This window comes from Rhodococcus sp. EPR-157, assembly GCF_001647195.1.
GTDB lineage: Bacteria > Actinomycetota > Actinomycetes > Mycobacteriales > Mycobacteriaceae > Rhodococcoides.
Map to the genome: position 1 here is coordinate 1 of NZ_LVCV01000301.1, position 12,231 is coordinate 12,231.

The following is a 12,231-nucleotide window of genomic DNA, read 5'->3' on the forward strand; positions in this document are numbered from 1 at the left end:
GCCACATCAGCAATTGGCTTGCCGAGCGAACACCGGCACCGTACTGGATCAGTCGCGCATTCGAGAACGATTGCTACGTCATGGAAAGCAACCGCTGGGGCCTCGAGCGCACGGTGCAGTTCAGCGGAGGAACCTGCATCATCGAACCCGACGGCACGATCGCCGCCTCACTCGACAGCGGCAACGGAATCGTCTACGCGACCATCGACCCGGCTCGATCCCGACGTCCTCACCCGGCAGGCGAACGTCGACCCGAGCTGTATCGAGAACTGCAGTCGAACACCTTCTTGTGGAATCCTCTCGACTTCTTCTCCCTGTACGGCCATCAGCCGTTGCCGACTGGAACACGCACCGAAGTCACCGTCGTGCAGTCGACACCGACCGGGTCGGTCCAGGCGAACCTTGCAGCCATCGACGAAGTCATGTCGGCTGCGAGCCCCGGAACGGTGCTCGTCTTTCCGGAACTGTCTGTCACCGGGCCGGTGTCGAGCACACGACACCCGTCGAGCTGCGCCGAGACCGTCGACGGGCAGTCCATCGCGCATGTCGCGGCAACAGCAGCGCGAACGTCGACGACAGTTGTCGTCGGCATCGCCGAGGTCGACGGTGACCACATCTACAACACGGCCGTGGTCGTCGGACCGGCTGGGGTACTGGGCACGTACCGCCAGACGCACGTCGCACCAGCCGACGCCGAGTACTTCACCCCCGGAAGCGAATGGACCGTTCTCGATCTCGAGGTCGGTCGCGTCGGGATTCTGATCGGCAACGACGTGCTGTTTCCGGAGGCCGGACGTGTTCTCGCGCTTCGAGGTTGCGATCTCATCGTGTGCCCGGCAGCGATGGTCGCGCCAATCGGAGCCAACCCCGGGACGTCGATCCCGCATCCGGGGGACATCCTCACCGGCGCCGACCCACTCCACTGGCACCACATGAGGGTGCGAGGCGGCGAGAACAACGTGTGGTTCGCGTTCGCCAATGCCTACGACGTCGACCGGGGGCTCCTCGGGCGAAGCGGCGTGTTCGGCCCGGACACCTTCGCGTTCCCTCGCGGCGAGAGCACAGTGTCCGACGGCCTCGGTACCGCGACGGCCGTGGTGGATACCACCAATCTCGAGACCGTGTACCCCACCAACGTCGTCCGCCGAAAAGACCTGGTAGCAATGCGGTTACCGCACCACTATGCAGCATTGAGCGCGGTGTCACCGGCGGAGGTGGACACCGTGGTTCGGTGACGGTCGTCACGATGGGCTTGACCTCGACAGAACTCGAGGTTTCAGGATGGTCGTGTACACGAGATACATGCAACAGGAGACGAAAACATGACGACCGAACGATACGTCCTACCCGAACTCGCCTATGACTACGCGGCGTTGGAGCCGTACATCAGCGGTGAGATCATGGAGCTTCACCACTCCAAGCACCATGCGGCCTACGTCGCTGGAGCCAACACCGCACTCGACCAGCTCGAGGAATCTCGTGCGACCGGAGATCACTCTCGAATCTTCCTGCACGAGAAGAATCTTGCGTTCCACCTCGGTGGCCACCTCAACCACACGCAGTTCTGGACGAACATCTCGCCTAGCGGTGGAGACAAGCCAGTCGGCGAACTCGCGTCGGCAATCGACGACCAGTTCGGCTCGTTCGACAACTTCCGCGCTCAGTTCACTGCAGCCGCCAACGGCTTGCAGGGGTCGGGCTGGGCTGTGCTCGGGTGGGACGAGCTCGGCAAGCGACTGCTCACGTTCCAGCTCTACGATCAGCAAGCGAACGTGCCCCTCGGCATCACCCCACTGTTGATGTTGGACATGTGGGAGCACGCCTTCTACCTGCAGTACAAGAACGTCAAGGCTGACTATGTCACTGCGTTCTGGAATATCGTCGACTGGTCCGACGTCGCATCCAGGGGACCCTGGAACTGAGCCGGGGAACGCGGCTATTCTCGGCTGTGTGAGTGCGCCTCCCGGGAGCCGAGTGTGATGTTCACGAGTGCCGTCGCCAACGCGATCGCCGACGGCACCGTGAACGTCGCGTTCCGTCGATGGTCGAAGGCCCGGGTCCATGTCGGCACCTCGATCACAACATCTGCTGGCGTTGTTCTCATCGTTCGGATCGACGAGATCGATCCGAACTCGATCAGCAACGACGATGCACGTGCGGCTGGAGCCGCGTCGCGACAAGAGCTTCTCGCGACTTTCCGAGGTTCGGAACACCTCCCGGTGTTCCGGATCGAAGTCAGGTTTCACGGCGCCGATCCCCGAGAGAGTCTGCGGGCCGACACCGACTTGGACGGCGACGCACTCCGCGACTTGGATGCCACGCTCCGACGCATGGACCTTCGTGCGGATACGCCGTGGACGACCTCGTATCTCGAGCTCGTCGCGAATCGGCCAGGCGTGCGAGCGGCCGATCTCGCGGCATCGGTCGGGTCGGACACCGCGCCGTTCAAGCTCAGGATCCGAAAGTTGAAGAATCTGGGCCTGACTCACAGCCTCGACGTCGGATACCGCCTGTCACCGCGTGGACGCCACTACCTGGAGATTTCGGCGAAGCGCCTACGGTGAACAGATGAGCTCAGGTCCCGAGACCGTCACCATCGTCGGCGCTGGTATCTCAGGCGCCGCCTGCGCCGTCGTACTTCGAGAATCCGGCATACCCTTCCGCCTCGTGGACCGCGGCCCGGCTGTCGGCGGCCGCATGGCCTCACCTGAATTGCACGGGCGACGGGTCGACATCGGAGCGGGCTACTTCACGGTGCGTGATCGTCAGTTCGCAGAAGTCGTCGCTCGCTGGCAGCAGGCCGGGCTCGCTCGAGAGTGGACCGACACCTTCGGCGTGCTCTCGCCCGACGCTGCTCCCGGTACCAGTACAGGTCCGATGCGATGGGCGACTCCAGGTGGCCTCCGGTCGCTCGTCCGGGAGATGCTCGACAACACCGACACGGAGACGCTCGATCTGGACCAGCTGCCCGACGGTGACATGGTTCTCGCGATGCCGGATCCACAGTCGAATCGTCTTGTTTCCGTACCTGATTCCGTGGACTACGACCCGGTCGTGACGCTTGTGTGCGGTTTCGACGCGTGGGATCTTCCGTTCCAGAATGCGGCATTCGTCAACGACCACCCCGTACTCGAATTTCTCGCCGACGACGGATCGAGGAGAGGCGACTTCGCCACTGTTCTGGTCGCACACACGACGGCATCGTTCGCCCGCGGATACCTCGACGATCCCGTGGCGGCCGTCGCACCGACCGTCGATGCACTGAAAGAAGTGGTCGGCGCAGCAACACCGTCGTGGACGCACGCGCATCGCTGGACGTTCGCGAAACCCTCCGCCGCCCACGACAGCACATTCGGCTCTGTCGAATTAGGTTCCCGGCGAGTATATTTCGCCGGAGATCAGTGGTGTCCGCACGGTGCACCGAGGATCGAGAGCGCGTGGCGCTCCGGAACCGATGCAGGCCGCGCACTGTCGCGCAGCAGGCTCGGTGCAGACGGGTAGACAGAATCGCACCGATGAATCAATCGAGCGCTGTCGCCGCCGCAGCGACGATTGCTTCCGACAACTCCTCCAGCGCAGCAGTCTTCAGAGTCCACTGCTGCCAGTACAACGTCACATCGATCCCGGTGCCCGGAGCGAGGTCGACCAGGTCCACACCGATCTCCATCCGATCACACTGTTGCCGAGGCAATACCGCCCAACCGATTCCGTGACGTACTGCCTCTGCGAAGTCTGCGGACGAAGGGATGTAGTGCCTGCGAGTAGGCACCGTCACCGGCCCCCACTGTTGCAAGTAGCGGTCCTGTAGGTCGTCCGAGCGGTCGAATACCAGCATCGGTGCACGCGTCAGCGCCTCGCCCGACGGGCCGTCGGGTAGCCACCTGCGACGAAAGGCCGGCGAGCACATCGGGTGGTACCGCATGATGCCCAGCCTCGTCACCGAACAACCCTGAACCGGCTCGTCGGACGTAGTGACCGCCGCCATGACGACGCCCTGCCGCAACATCTCGGCGGAGTGATCCTGATCCTCTCGACGGACGTCGAAGTCGACATGGTCGGACAGCTCGGCGAGCGCTGGGAGCACCCAGGTATTCAGCGAATCGCCGTTGACCGCAATCGGCACACTGGTGGGTCTCTGCGCGAGCCCGTCGACCGTCACCTCGGCGATGAGCGCACCGATCTGATGCGCGAGACGAAGGTAGGGCGTTCCGGCCGCCGTCACTTGAACTGGCTTGGACCTGCGTAGTAGCACGGTTCCCGCCGCCGTTTCCAGGGACTTCACCCGCTGACTGATGGCGGAGGGCGTGACGTGCAGTCGACGTGCGGCGGCGTCGAACGATCCCTCGTCGACCACCGCTGCCAACGCTTCGAGCTGCGGCAGATCCAGATTCGACATAAGAGATGCTAACGCAGCATCAGAAACTTTCGCTGTACTTAATCTTGGACCTCTCCTAGCTTGTGATCATGACCTTCTCGCTCGCACCCACACTCGCCGGATTCGCATTCGGTCTCTCGTTGATCGTCGCGATCGGTGCACAGAATGCGTTCGTGCTGAGGCAGGGCATCGAACGCCGACACGTTCTCGCCGTCGTCGCCGTGTGCGCCGTGTCCGACATCCTTCTCATCGGCGCGGGCATCGCCGGGGCCGGATTCATCGTCGATTCCGCGCCGGGATTGCTGAAGTTCGCCTACTGGGGCGGCGCCGCATTCCTCATCTGTTACGGACTTCTGTCGGCTCGGCGCGCGTACCGGCCGACATCGTTGACGACCGAGCACACTCCTGATCCCGCGCGGATCGGAACGGCGATCGTCACAGCCTGCGCGCTGACCTGGCTCAATCCCCACGTCTACCTGGACACCGTCGTGCTGCTCGGATCGGTCGCGGCAACCTACGACACGGCACGAGTGTGGTTCGGCGTCGGCGCAGCGACGGCCAGCATCGTATGGTTCACCGCCCTCGGATTCGGTGCGCGTCTCCTACGGCCAGCGTTTTCGAAGCCGTCAGCGTGGCGAATTCTGGACGGCGCCATCGCAGCGTTCATGCTCGCCCTTGGAGCCACCTTGGTAGCCCAGGCGGTAAATAGTTAGTGCACTAACTATTCGTGTACGATTCAAATATGCCTGACGAAGATCCCCTCGCGCTGGATCGGCAGGTGTGCTTTGCCCTCGCTGTCGCCAACCGGGCAGTCCTGGCCGTCTATCGACCACTACTCGAGCCGATGGGCCTCACCCACCCCCAGTACCTGGTCATGCTCGCGCTGTGGGGATCGTCGCCGATGTCGGTCAAAGCCATCGGCAGTGCCCTCCAGCTCGACTCCCCAACCCTCTCGCCCCTCCTCAAACGTCTGGAAGCAGGCGGTCTGATCATGCGGGCGAGGAACGCTTCCGACGAACGTCAGCTCGAGGTTCGACTGACACCGGCGGGAGTTGCGATGAGGAAGCAAGCGGAAAAAATTCCACCCGCGGTCATCGAGAAGCTTGGAGTCGATATCGCCGAGCTGGAAGAGCTACACACGGTGCTCGGACGAATCAACCGAGCCGCGATAGACGCAGGAGCGCTGGCATGACCGACCGAACACGTCCGAATGCAGCCCAATGGCTGGGCTACGTTCTGGGGCGGAAGCTTCCGATGTCGATGCAGGACTGGGTTCGAAACGACCTCGTCGGAAAGGGCGCGGTGCCGAGACACCTACTGCGGTCGATGATTCCGTTCATGCCCATCTTCATCGGCTTTCTCGTGTTGTTCCCCGGCGCCCTGTGGCTCCGCGGCGCAATGGTTCTTCTGAGCGTGCTACTCGCTCTGTTCTACACGGTGGCATTCATGGAGCTCAATCGCGCACGCCGACTCGAATTGCACGGTCTCCCTTCGAATCTGAAGAGCGACCGCAAACGAGCAGCACTCGACTCCGAACGTGTCAGGTACGAGCAATTGCACCTCGCAGATCGTCCCCCACGATAAGATCTGTTGCGCTGGAGCCGAATACGTCGGTAATCAACCGACGATGATTCTGTCCCCCACCGCGATTACGGCACGGCTCAGACTTTTCGACGCATGCCGACTCAGAGGTCCCTCACCTATTCGCAGTGCATGAATGGTCATCAGCAACTCGATGAGCGTTCTCGTCGACAGCGTATGCGAGGCATGCGCCGCTGCTGCCGCGCGCTTGGTGGCGGGGGCCGGGACAGGCGGCAGGTAGTCGAATGCGCGCTGAACGTGCTCCTCTTCGAATTCACGTCGCAGCGCCGAGGCGTCTGCAGTGGCGCCAGGTAGGTGATAGTGCAGCAGTCGTGACTCGTCCGGGTGCTTCTCGACCCACGTCCATACCGCGAGGATGACGGGTTCCAACGATGGCACTTCGCTGGAATCTTCCTGTGCGCGAACTTCGGCGACGACCTCGTTGACCATGTCGAGCACGCGCCGCATCGCGAGCTCGAACAACTCGTCTTTCCCGGCGAAGTGGTAGTAGACCGCAGACGGTACGACATCAGCCTCGTCTGCCACGTCCTGGATGCTTGCATCGGAGAAGCTCTTTGCCGCGAAAACTCGAATCGCAGCCGCGACGATTTCATGTCGTCGCGACGGCCTGTGCGGCGACTTCTTTCCCACCTTGTCGTCAGCCCCCTGATCACTCACCTGACAAGCTCACCTCTCGTAGGACGAAGCACTAGTGTTGCATGACCGTAGTCCTAGGAGAGTGAATGCCGGCAACACTGAAGCGACCAGCGCACCGCCCCTCGCGCCGTGGGGTCATCGTAGAAACAGCGTTCGAGTTGTTCGCGTCCCGACCAGTCGATTCCGTGACGGTCGCCGATATTGCAGCCGCCGCCGAAATGACGTCGGCAGCGATCTACTATCACTACCCGTCGCGCGAGGAAATCCTGCTGGAGGGTCTGCGTGAATTCGCTGCCGAGTATGTCGGCGAGATCGAGCGAATCGCGCTGGAGGTGGTGATTCCGGCTCGCAACATGGGCTCGCTCGTCGAACCACTCGTGGCGTGGCTGTCGGACAACCGCACTAGCTCGACCGTGTACTTCGTTCAATCCCGTGGTGCAAGTCAGCAGGTCGAAGCGATTCGTCGCTCGAATGCGCTCGTGCTGATTCCGGTTCTGAGTTCCGCGGCCAAGAAAGCCAGAGGAAGACTGTCCGCCGCCGAAGCCAGCGTCGTAGCGGTCGCCATGATCGCGCAGATCGAAATCTTCGCCTCGGCATTCCTGTCCGAGGGCCGCTCCTTCACGCCGCTCGGCCGCCGGCGGTTCATCCAGTCCGGAGCAGGCTTGGCCGATCGAATCGCGGGAACCCCTACGACCTGACCAGCAACCGCTTCGGTCCTACGCTCGACCCATGACTGGAACCGTCGACGAATACCTCGCTCCCTTTTCGGATCAGGTCGCCGAGATGATGCTGGAATTCCGCGACGCTGTGCTCGCGTCCGGCCCGGAGGTTCTCGAGAAGGTCCACCGCACTGAAATCTCGTGGTCCCGAAAACGTGTCTTCGCCGGCGCATTCGTGAAGTCGGGGCGGCTGGAGGTCTCATTTCACCTGCTTCGCGCGGTCGAGCATCCCCGCCTGCGCGAGTCGTTCTATACGACGAAGAAGGTCGTCACGCATCGGCTGACGTTCGACGAACCCGGCCAGGTCGACGAAAAAATTCGATCGTGGTTGGTGGAGGCCTACGAGACAGTCGGGCCCGGAACGCGGTGAATGACAGCAGAAGCCCGGCCGCAACCCAAGTTCCACCGTCGCCTGCGCAGGTTTCAGCCGACGCGCAAGTTGCAACGTGCGCACCTGCTGGAAGGTGCGCATTCGGGCCAACTGGCTTGGAAGTGGGCGCAGAGGGGTTCGAACCCCCGACCGCTGGTGTGTAAATGGCATTCGAGCCGTCGAGTGTGTCTAGCCCCGTCGAATAAGTCCAGGTCAAGACCGCCGAGTGTCCAGTGGGTCCAGTGCGTGCCGTGCTGGTTCGTCGCGTCTTGGCACGCTGGCGGCACACTGCCGGGGGTTCGGTCAGAACGTCCAGCGCTGCGACTCGATGAAGCCCATGAGGTTCAGAACCGGGACACCCAGCGAGTCACACACATCGGGGATCCTCGGCTTGGAGAGGTTGCCGGATCGCGTTTCCTCGGAGACGACGACCCCGTTGCGAGCCATCGCGAGCGCAATGACGAACGGGTCACCACCGCTGCGCTTGCCTCCTGCCCTCACGAGATCGGGGTGAGCCCTCAGAATGGCCGTGGTGGCGTTCTGCACGTCGACCTCAATCGGCAGGACATGACTCCTGCGGGGGCAACCGGTCGCGGAACGCGAACGCGGCATGAGCGGGCGGTCAACTCCTATATAACGATGTTTCACACGGGACTCAATTACTGTCAGCGCGTCTTGAATTGCCTAGAGGCGGATCTCTCGGGACACCCCACGAAGGCCTGATGCGAGGTGTGTTGCACGTTCTGGGGCTACGTCAATCAGATGGCAGGTTCGACGTCCCATCGGCCCGAACCGGGTGCTGAGTAAGCGACGGTGCCCGGCGCGTCACCCATCCTGATCGAAGCGCGGATGCTTCGGTCGTGGGAGGGGTCGCCGGTCATCCCGAGCGTGGCACGGACGGTCCGGTCATCGAGGCGTCCGTCCACGAACAACGCGCCCGCTAGCTTCGTGATCGCGCTCCAGCAGGTTTCGAGCTGGTTCTCGATCTCTCGCGGCAAACCCTGATCGCTTCGGATCACGTCGTCGCAATCCGATGGGTTGTCCCGCAGGCTAGCGAGGATGCTTGCGAGCGGAGGGTGGGCTCCGCGTTTCCAGCGCGTCTCGGCCCAGGGTCCGGCGTAGCTGACTTCGCGCAGCCGGGCCTCGGGAACGTCGGTGTGCGCGCAGTGTCCCGGCATCTCGGCGTCGTGGTCGTTCATCCTGACCTCGGTGATGTTGCCACCGGCCAGGATTACCTGGACCGCGTGCGCACTTTCGTGGATGGCGACCTCGATACGGCGGTGTTCGGCGGGCGATAGGTCGGAGAGCTTCACGTGTGTTGTCCGTTCTGAGAATTGGAGAGAACGAGGACGTCGAGAATCGACCGGGCCCACAGCCACCAATCGATTCTCGACGTCTTCACCGGGTGCCGGGAGCCAGGGACCCGGCACTCTCGCAGTCAAGCTTTCGGCGCTTCTTGCGCATAGCGGCACGTCGATGGCGGGCCGTACGTCCGGTGTAGTGCTGACACGCCGAACACCGCCACGGATGCACTGCATTCGGGTCGCTGGTCTGCATCGGGCAGCACGAGCAGGTGACCGGAACGACGCAGTCGGAACACCGCCATGTTCCGGCCACGGCGTCGGGGTTGGACGTGGCTGTACCGCAGCCAGTGCAGGACGCGGCCACTACGTGCCCTGAGGGTCGGCGTCGACCATGTTCGGGCTCCAAGCCCGCGGGCGTCCACTCTGCTCGACGCGGACGTAACCAGCGAGATCGACCGTCGGGGCAGGCAACCGATCACGCCCGAGCTGCACGTCGGACTGACCGGCACGGGTGTAGATTCCGAGGCTTCCGTTCGCGTTCTTCATGGTGCGACTCCGAGTTCTGCGAGCTGATCCTCGACCGTTGGCGCCGAGGTGTGGGCGGTTGCGAACAGTTCGCGGTCGGCGGCACGGCGGTCGAGACGGCGCTCCAAGCTGATCGCAGCCCGGTCGACGCCGCGCAAGGATGCCTCGACAACCGAGGTGGCCGACACAATCGAATCGGGCCGGACCCGTCCGAGGTAGTCGCTCAGCGGAGCGGCCGACGGTTCTGCGAGCGCGACCAGGGCCGCTGCCCAGGTGCCCGCCCCGAGGTCGGCAGCGGTGAAGTCGGGGGCAGACGCCGCCCGTCGTGAGCGGAGTAGCTGTAGGGCACGCGCGCGGTCCTCCTCCGAGGCCAGGTGCCGGACACGGGCCTGATCGGTGTCGGCAGCGAACAACTCGCCCAGCTCCCGGAGGCACGCGGCCACAGCATCGCTCAGATCCGAGACGTTCCCGATGAGCACGGCGGGGACCGGGTCGGCGGCGACCCGGAGCGCCAGGGGTGCGGTGATCGTTTCCAACTCGACTGTCAGATCGAACTCGTCGGTCAGGACGTTCGGGAGCCAGTGCCGACGACGACGGCGTTGTTCGTCCTGATCGAACATCGGCAGAGGGGCCGTCATCCGTTCGCCTCTGCGGAATGCCAGCTTCATGCGGGCTGCACCTCCTCCGCAGGATCGAGCAGTGCGGCCCGTATGGCGTCGGCGTCGAGCGTCCCGGATTCAGCGGCAACTGCTCGTTGTAGGCGACGGATCGCCAACTCTCGACGGCACTCGACAATCCGAGGGTCGGTGTCGGGAATGCCCCGGCCCGTGAGGTTCGCCAGGCGTCCCGCCCAGCTCGATGACGTTCGTGTTGTGTCCATGGGCCGAACGCTACAAAGTCAGGGTGCAGCGTCGCGGCGACGCGGCGACGGGACTACGTCCCGAGGACGAAAATCCATTGCTGAACATAGGGATTCGGTCAGTCAGCACGCAGATCTATTCGCACCAGTTCATGCCGACCTAGACAGCGGCCACCACAGCCAGTGGGGCCGTCGATCACGGCCAGCCACCCGAGGGCGGCGTCGATGTCTGAGTGCAGATGCACAGTCGCTGCCCTACGTCTGCACCGCGCGATGGTGCAGTAGGGTCCGTCTCCGCTTCCGAATGCGGCGGACGGCCAAGAGCACCGTGCCCACTCGCGGTAACTCAGGTGCCGTCTGTGGCATCCGTGAACTCGGTATGTCTTGACGACTTTGGTCGGTAGGTCGAACAGGTCACTGGTCATGTCAGCCTCGGGGGTCGATGGTCGGTGGTGCAGTAAGCGCCGCGTGGCGAGGCAGGCCGCGCGACGGTTCATTCATGTCGTCATAGCCGCCTCGACAAGTACGCGGCCATGCTCGATACACGCGCCGCTTTCTGCACTTCGGGCTCAGCGTCGGGATCGGTGCCCGCCGCCGCTGCCTTCTTGCGTGCCGCCTGCGCGGCAACCAGGGCGTCGACGCCGGGTCGTCCAGATCCGAGACCCGAGACGTTGCGACCCAGTGTGCGGTCGTGAAGAGCTATTGGGGCCGCGATGGTCATGCCCTGCCGGTTTGCGCCGTCGTCTAGCACGTCGAACGCGATCACGGCAGCGGCGACACGGTCGGGCTGATGCTGATGCCCCTGCCATCCGACCATGTCCGATTTCAGAGTCGGGAGATGCCCCGCGATCCGGCACTTGCCGTTCTCCATCGCTGCGATCATCCCCTGAGACCTACTCGCGGCATCACCGACACGTGAGCGCCCCTTCGGTGGCCAGGTGCTCACCGCTATGTGCTGCGGCGGCTTCTGTGCGCGGACCGCCTCAGTTATCAGACGTGAGTAGGTCGTGGCCGCGCTGAATCCCTCGACGACGACGGACGATGCACCGAGGGTGATAGCCAGCTCTACCGCCCTGTTAGCCCAGGCGTCGGATGTGAGGTGCGCCGACACGTCGGCAATCAACGCCACACTGCCATCCGGCGCGAGCGCACCAGCGACGATGCCGGTCTGATCGCCGTGACCGGAGTCGGCGGGATCGATTGCCACAACGATGCGCATGGGCCGTGACGGTGCCGCTGGAAGACGGTGTGCATCGATCCACTCCGCCATAATCAGCGCGCCCTCGGGCGACGACGGCGTACCGAGGTAGCTCGCGGCCCATGCCCGGCTACCCACCGAGGTCCGAATCCGCTCGAAGTCCGAGGCGTCGTAGCCCAGCGGGTTCACGACCGGGCGACCCGGCTCGCGGCACAGGTCATCTCGGACACCGGCCGTGGAAACGGCGGGCACGTTGATGTGTTGCCACTGCTCGCCGCCCTCGTCGAGCAGTGAGCCCGGAAGGTCCTCGGTATGCCACCGCGTGGAGATGACGACGCAGCTCGCGCCTGGGTGCAGGCGGGTCAACAGGTCCGACCGGAATGCCGAGAGCAGCCGCCGACGGTGAGCCGGTGAGTCGGCTTCCGCCGCGCCTTTGATCGGGTCATCGATGACCATGAGCGAGGATACACCGAAACCCGTTGCGGGACTTGCCATTCCACCTGCCAGCACTCCCCCTCGGTGTCCAGCCACCAGCCAACGGTCAACCGCACTCTTGGACGAATCAACCTCGAAGCCGAGCAGTTGCTTGTTTTCGGCTACCAGCCGACGCGCCTGGCCGCTGTGCTCCTCCGCCAGCTGGTCG

The 12,231-nt window shown here is 63.8% G+C and carries 17 protein-coding genes; 9 read left to right on the plus strand and 8 right to left on the minus strand.

From position 1 onward, the window contains the following. From A2J03_RS13890 to A2J03_RS13905, 4 genes are all read left to right on the plus strand, one after another. The coding region (locus A2J03_RS13890) for a nitrilase-related carbon-nitrogen hydrolase (protein ID WP_068374836.1) at window positions 1–1,235 on the plus strand (1,235 nt) is incomplete at its 5' end. A gap of 87 nt (window positions 1,236–1,322) precedes the next feature. Continuing rightward, the gene (locus A2J03_RS13895) at window positions 1,323–1,922 is read left to right on the plus strand and encodes a superoxide dismutase (RefSeq protein ID WP_068374837.1); all 600 of its coding nucleotides are present in this window, start codon (window positions 1,323–1,325) and stop codon (window positions 1,920–1,922) included. 57 nt (window positions 1,923–1,979) lie between these two features. Then, window positions 1,980–2,564, plus strand: coding sequence for a hypothetical protein (locus A2J03_RS13900; protein WP_082897833.1), 585 nt, complete (start codon window positions 1,980–1,982; stop codon window positions 2,562–2,564). Window positions 2,565–2,568: 4 nt separating this feature from the next. Further along, a complete protein-coding gene (locus A2J03_RS13905; protein ID WP_068374845.1) occupies window positions 2,569–3,501 on the plus strand; it encodes an NAD(P)/FAD-dependent oxidoreductase in 933 nt (310 codons plus the stop codon). Window positions 3,502–3,520: 19 nt separating this feature from the next. Here the strand turns inward: A2J03_RS13905 and A2J03_RS13910 are convergent, their stop codons facing one another. Next, complete coding sequence (locus tag A2J03_RS13910; protein ID WP_068374848.1) at window positions 3,521–4,396, minus strand: LysR family transcriptional regulator ArgP; 876 nt, start codon at window positions 4,394–4,396, stop codon at window positions 3,521–3,523. A gap of 68 nt (window positions 4,397–4,464) precedes the next feature. Between A2J03_RS13910 and A2J03_RS13915 the strand changes: the two genes are divergently transcribed. From A2J03_RS13915 to A2J03_RS13925, 3 genes are read left to right on the plus strand one after another with little or no spacing between them, the layout of a single operon-like run. Beyond that, window positions 4,465–5,088 carry a LysE/ArgO family amino acid transporter gene (locus tag A2J03_RS13915; RefSeq protein WP_068374878.1) on the plus strand — a complete coding sequence of 208 codons (624 nt, stop codon included), beginning with the start codon at window positions 4,465–4,467 and terminating at the stop codon, window positions 5,086–5,088. A gap of 29 nt (window positions 5,089–5,117) precedes the next feature. After that, window positions 5,118–5,567 carry a MarR family winged helix-turn-helix transcriptional regulator gene (locus A2J03_RS13920; protein WP_068374850.1) on the plus strand — a complete coding sequence of 150 codons (450 nt, stop codon included), beginning with the start codon at window positions 5,118–5,120 and terminating at the stop codon, window positions 5,565–5,567. Continuing rightward, the gene (locus A2J03_RS13925; RefSeq protein ID WP_068374852.1) at window positions 5,564–5,959 is read left to right on the plus strand and encodes a DUF5313 family protein; all 396 of its coding nucleotides are present in this window, start codon (window positions 5,564–5,566) and stop codon (window positions 5,957–5,959) included. Before A2J03_RS13920 ends, A2J03_RS13925 begins: the two co-directional genes overlap by 4 nt. 33 nt (window positions 5,960–5,992) lie before the next feature. On the opposite strand, the gene A2J03_RS13930 is transcribed toward A2J03_RS13925, so the two are convergent. Then, window positions 5,993–6,634, minus strand: a complete 642-nt coding sequence (locus A2J03_RS13930; protein WP_068374853.1) for a TetR/AcrR family transcriptional regulator — start codon at window positions 6,632–6,634, stop codon at window positions 5,993–5,995. Window positions 6,635–6,699: 65 nt separating this feature from the next. Here A2J03_RS13930 and A2J03_RS13935 point away from each other — a divergent pair, with 65 nt between their 5' ends. Next, a complete protein-coding gene (locus A2J03_RS13935) occupies window positions 6,700–7,311 on the plus strand; it encodes a TetR/AcrR family transcriptional regulator (protein ID WP_068374854.1) in 612 nt (203 codons plus the stop codon). Window positions 7,312–7,342: 31 nt separating this feature from the next. Continuing rightward, a complete protein-coding gene (locus tag A2J03_RS13940; RefSeq protein WP_068374858.1) occupies window positions 7,343–7,702 on the plus strand; it encodes a DUF5655 domain-containing protein in 360 nt (119 codons plus the stop codon). A gap of 303 nt (window positions 7,703–8,005) precedes the next feature. Here the strand turns inward: A2J03_RS13940 and A2J03_RS13945 are convergent, their stop codons facing one another. From A2J03_RS13945 to A2J03_RS13970, 6 genes are all read right to left on the minus strand, one after another. Beyond that, the gene (locus A2J03_RS13945) at window positions 8,006–8,314 is read right to left on the minus strand and encodes a DUF4411 family protein (RefSeq protein WP_068374860.1); all 309 of its coding nucleotides are present in this window, start codon (window positions 8,312–8,314) and stop codon (window positions 8,006–8,008) included. Between the two features lie 146 nt (window positions 8,315–8,460). Further along, window positions 8,461–9,015: a hypothetical protein gene (locus A2J03_RS13950; RefSeq protein ID WP_156520385.1), complete on the minus strand. Its 555-nt coding sequence runs from the start codon at window positions 9,013–9,015 to the stop codon at window positions 8,461–8,463. Between the two features lie 354 nt (window positions 9,016–9,369). Further along, window positions 9,370–9,552 carry a hypothetical protein gene (locus tag A2J03_RS13955; protein ID WP_068374866.1) on the minus strand — a complete coding sequence of 61 codons (183 nt, stop codon included), beginning with the start codon at window positions 9,550–9,552 and terminating at the stop codon, window positions 9,370–9,372. Beyond that, on the minus strand, window positions 9,549–10,199 hold the full coding sequence (locus A2J03_RS13960; RefSeq protein WP_068374869.1) for a hypothetical protein: 651 nt from the start codon (window positions 10,197–10,199) through the stop codon (window positions 9,549–9,551). Before A2J03_RS13960 ends, A2J03_RS13955 begins: the two co-directional genes overlap by 4 nt. Next, window positions 10,196–10,411 (minus strand): hypothetical protein, encoded by a 216-nt coding sequence (locus A2J03_RS13965; protein WP_068374870.1) that lies wholly within the window; start codon window positions 10,409–10,411, stop codon window positions 10,196–10,198. The genes A2J03_RS13960 and A2J03_RS13965 overlap by 4 nt, the downstream gene beginning before the upstream one ends. Before the next feature lie 484 nt (window positions 10,412–10,895). Further along, a partial coding sequence (locus tag A2J03_RS13970; RefSeq protein ID WP_068374876.1) for a hypothetical protein occupies window positions 10,896–12,231 on the minus strand: 1,336 nt, incomplete at its 5' end.

What these genes read in the sequence shown, in the direction of transcription:
- A2J03_RS13895 (WP_068374837.1), top strand. Translation starts at nt 1,323, where the DNA reads ATGACGACCGAACGATACGTCCTACCCGAACTCGCCTATGACTACGCG.
- A2J03_RS13900 (WP_082897833.1), top strand. Translation starts at nt 1,980, where the DNA reads ATGTTCACGAGTGCCGTCGCCAACGCGATCGCCGACGGCACCGTGAAC.
- A2J03_RS13905 (WP_068374845.1), top strand. Translation starts at nt 2,569, where the DNA reads ATGAGCTCAGGTCCCGAGACCGTCACCATCGTCGGCGCTGGTATCTCA.
- A2J03_RS13910 (WP_068374848.1), bottom strand. Translation starts at nt 4,396, where the DNA reads ATGTCGAATCTGGATCTGCCGCAGCTCGAAGCGTTGGCAGCGGTGGTC.
- A2J03_RS13915 (WP_068374878.1), top strand. Translation starts at nt 4,465, where the DNA reads ATGACCTTCTCGCTCGCACCCACACTCGCCGGATTCGCATTCGGTCTC.
- A2J03_RS13920 (WP_068374850.1), top strand. Translation starts at nt 5,118, where the DNA reads ATGCCTGACGAAGATCCCCTCGCGCTGGATCGGCAGGTGTGCTTTGCC.
- A2J03_RS13925 (WP_068374852.1), top strand. Translation starts at nt 5,564, where the DNA reads ATGACCGACCGAACACGTCCGAATGCAGCCCAATGGCTGGGCTACGTT.
- A2J03_RS13935 (WP_068374854.1), top strand. Translation starts at nt 6,700, where the DNA reads ATGCCGGCAACACTGAAGCGACCAGCGCACCGCCCCTCGCGCCGTGGG.
- A2J03_RS13940 (WP_068374858.1), top strand. Translation starts at nt 7,343, where the DNA reads ATGACTGGAACCGTCGACGAATACCTCGCTCCCTTTTCGGATCAGGTC.
- A2J03_RS13945 (WP_068374860.1), bottom strand. Translation starts at nt 8,314, where the DNA reads ATGCCGCGTTCGCGTTCCGCGACCGGTTGCCCCCGCAGGAGTCATGTC.
- A2J03_RS13955 (WP_068374866.1), bottom strand. Translation starts at nt 9,552, where the DNA reads ATGAAGAACGCGAACGGAAGCCTCGGAATCTACACCCGTGCCGGTCAG.
- A2J03_RS13960 (WP_068374869.1), bottom strand. Translation starts at nt 10,199, where the DNA reads ATGAAGCTGGCATTCCGCAGAGGCGAACGGATGACGGCCCCTCTGCCG.
- A2J03_RS13965 (WP_068374870.1), bottom strand. Translation starts at nt 10,411, where the DNA reads ATGGACACAACACGAACGTCATCGAGCTGGGCGGGACGCCTGGCGAAC.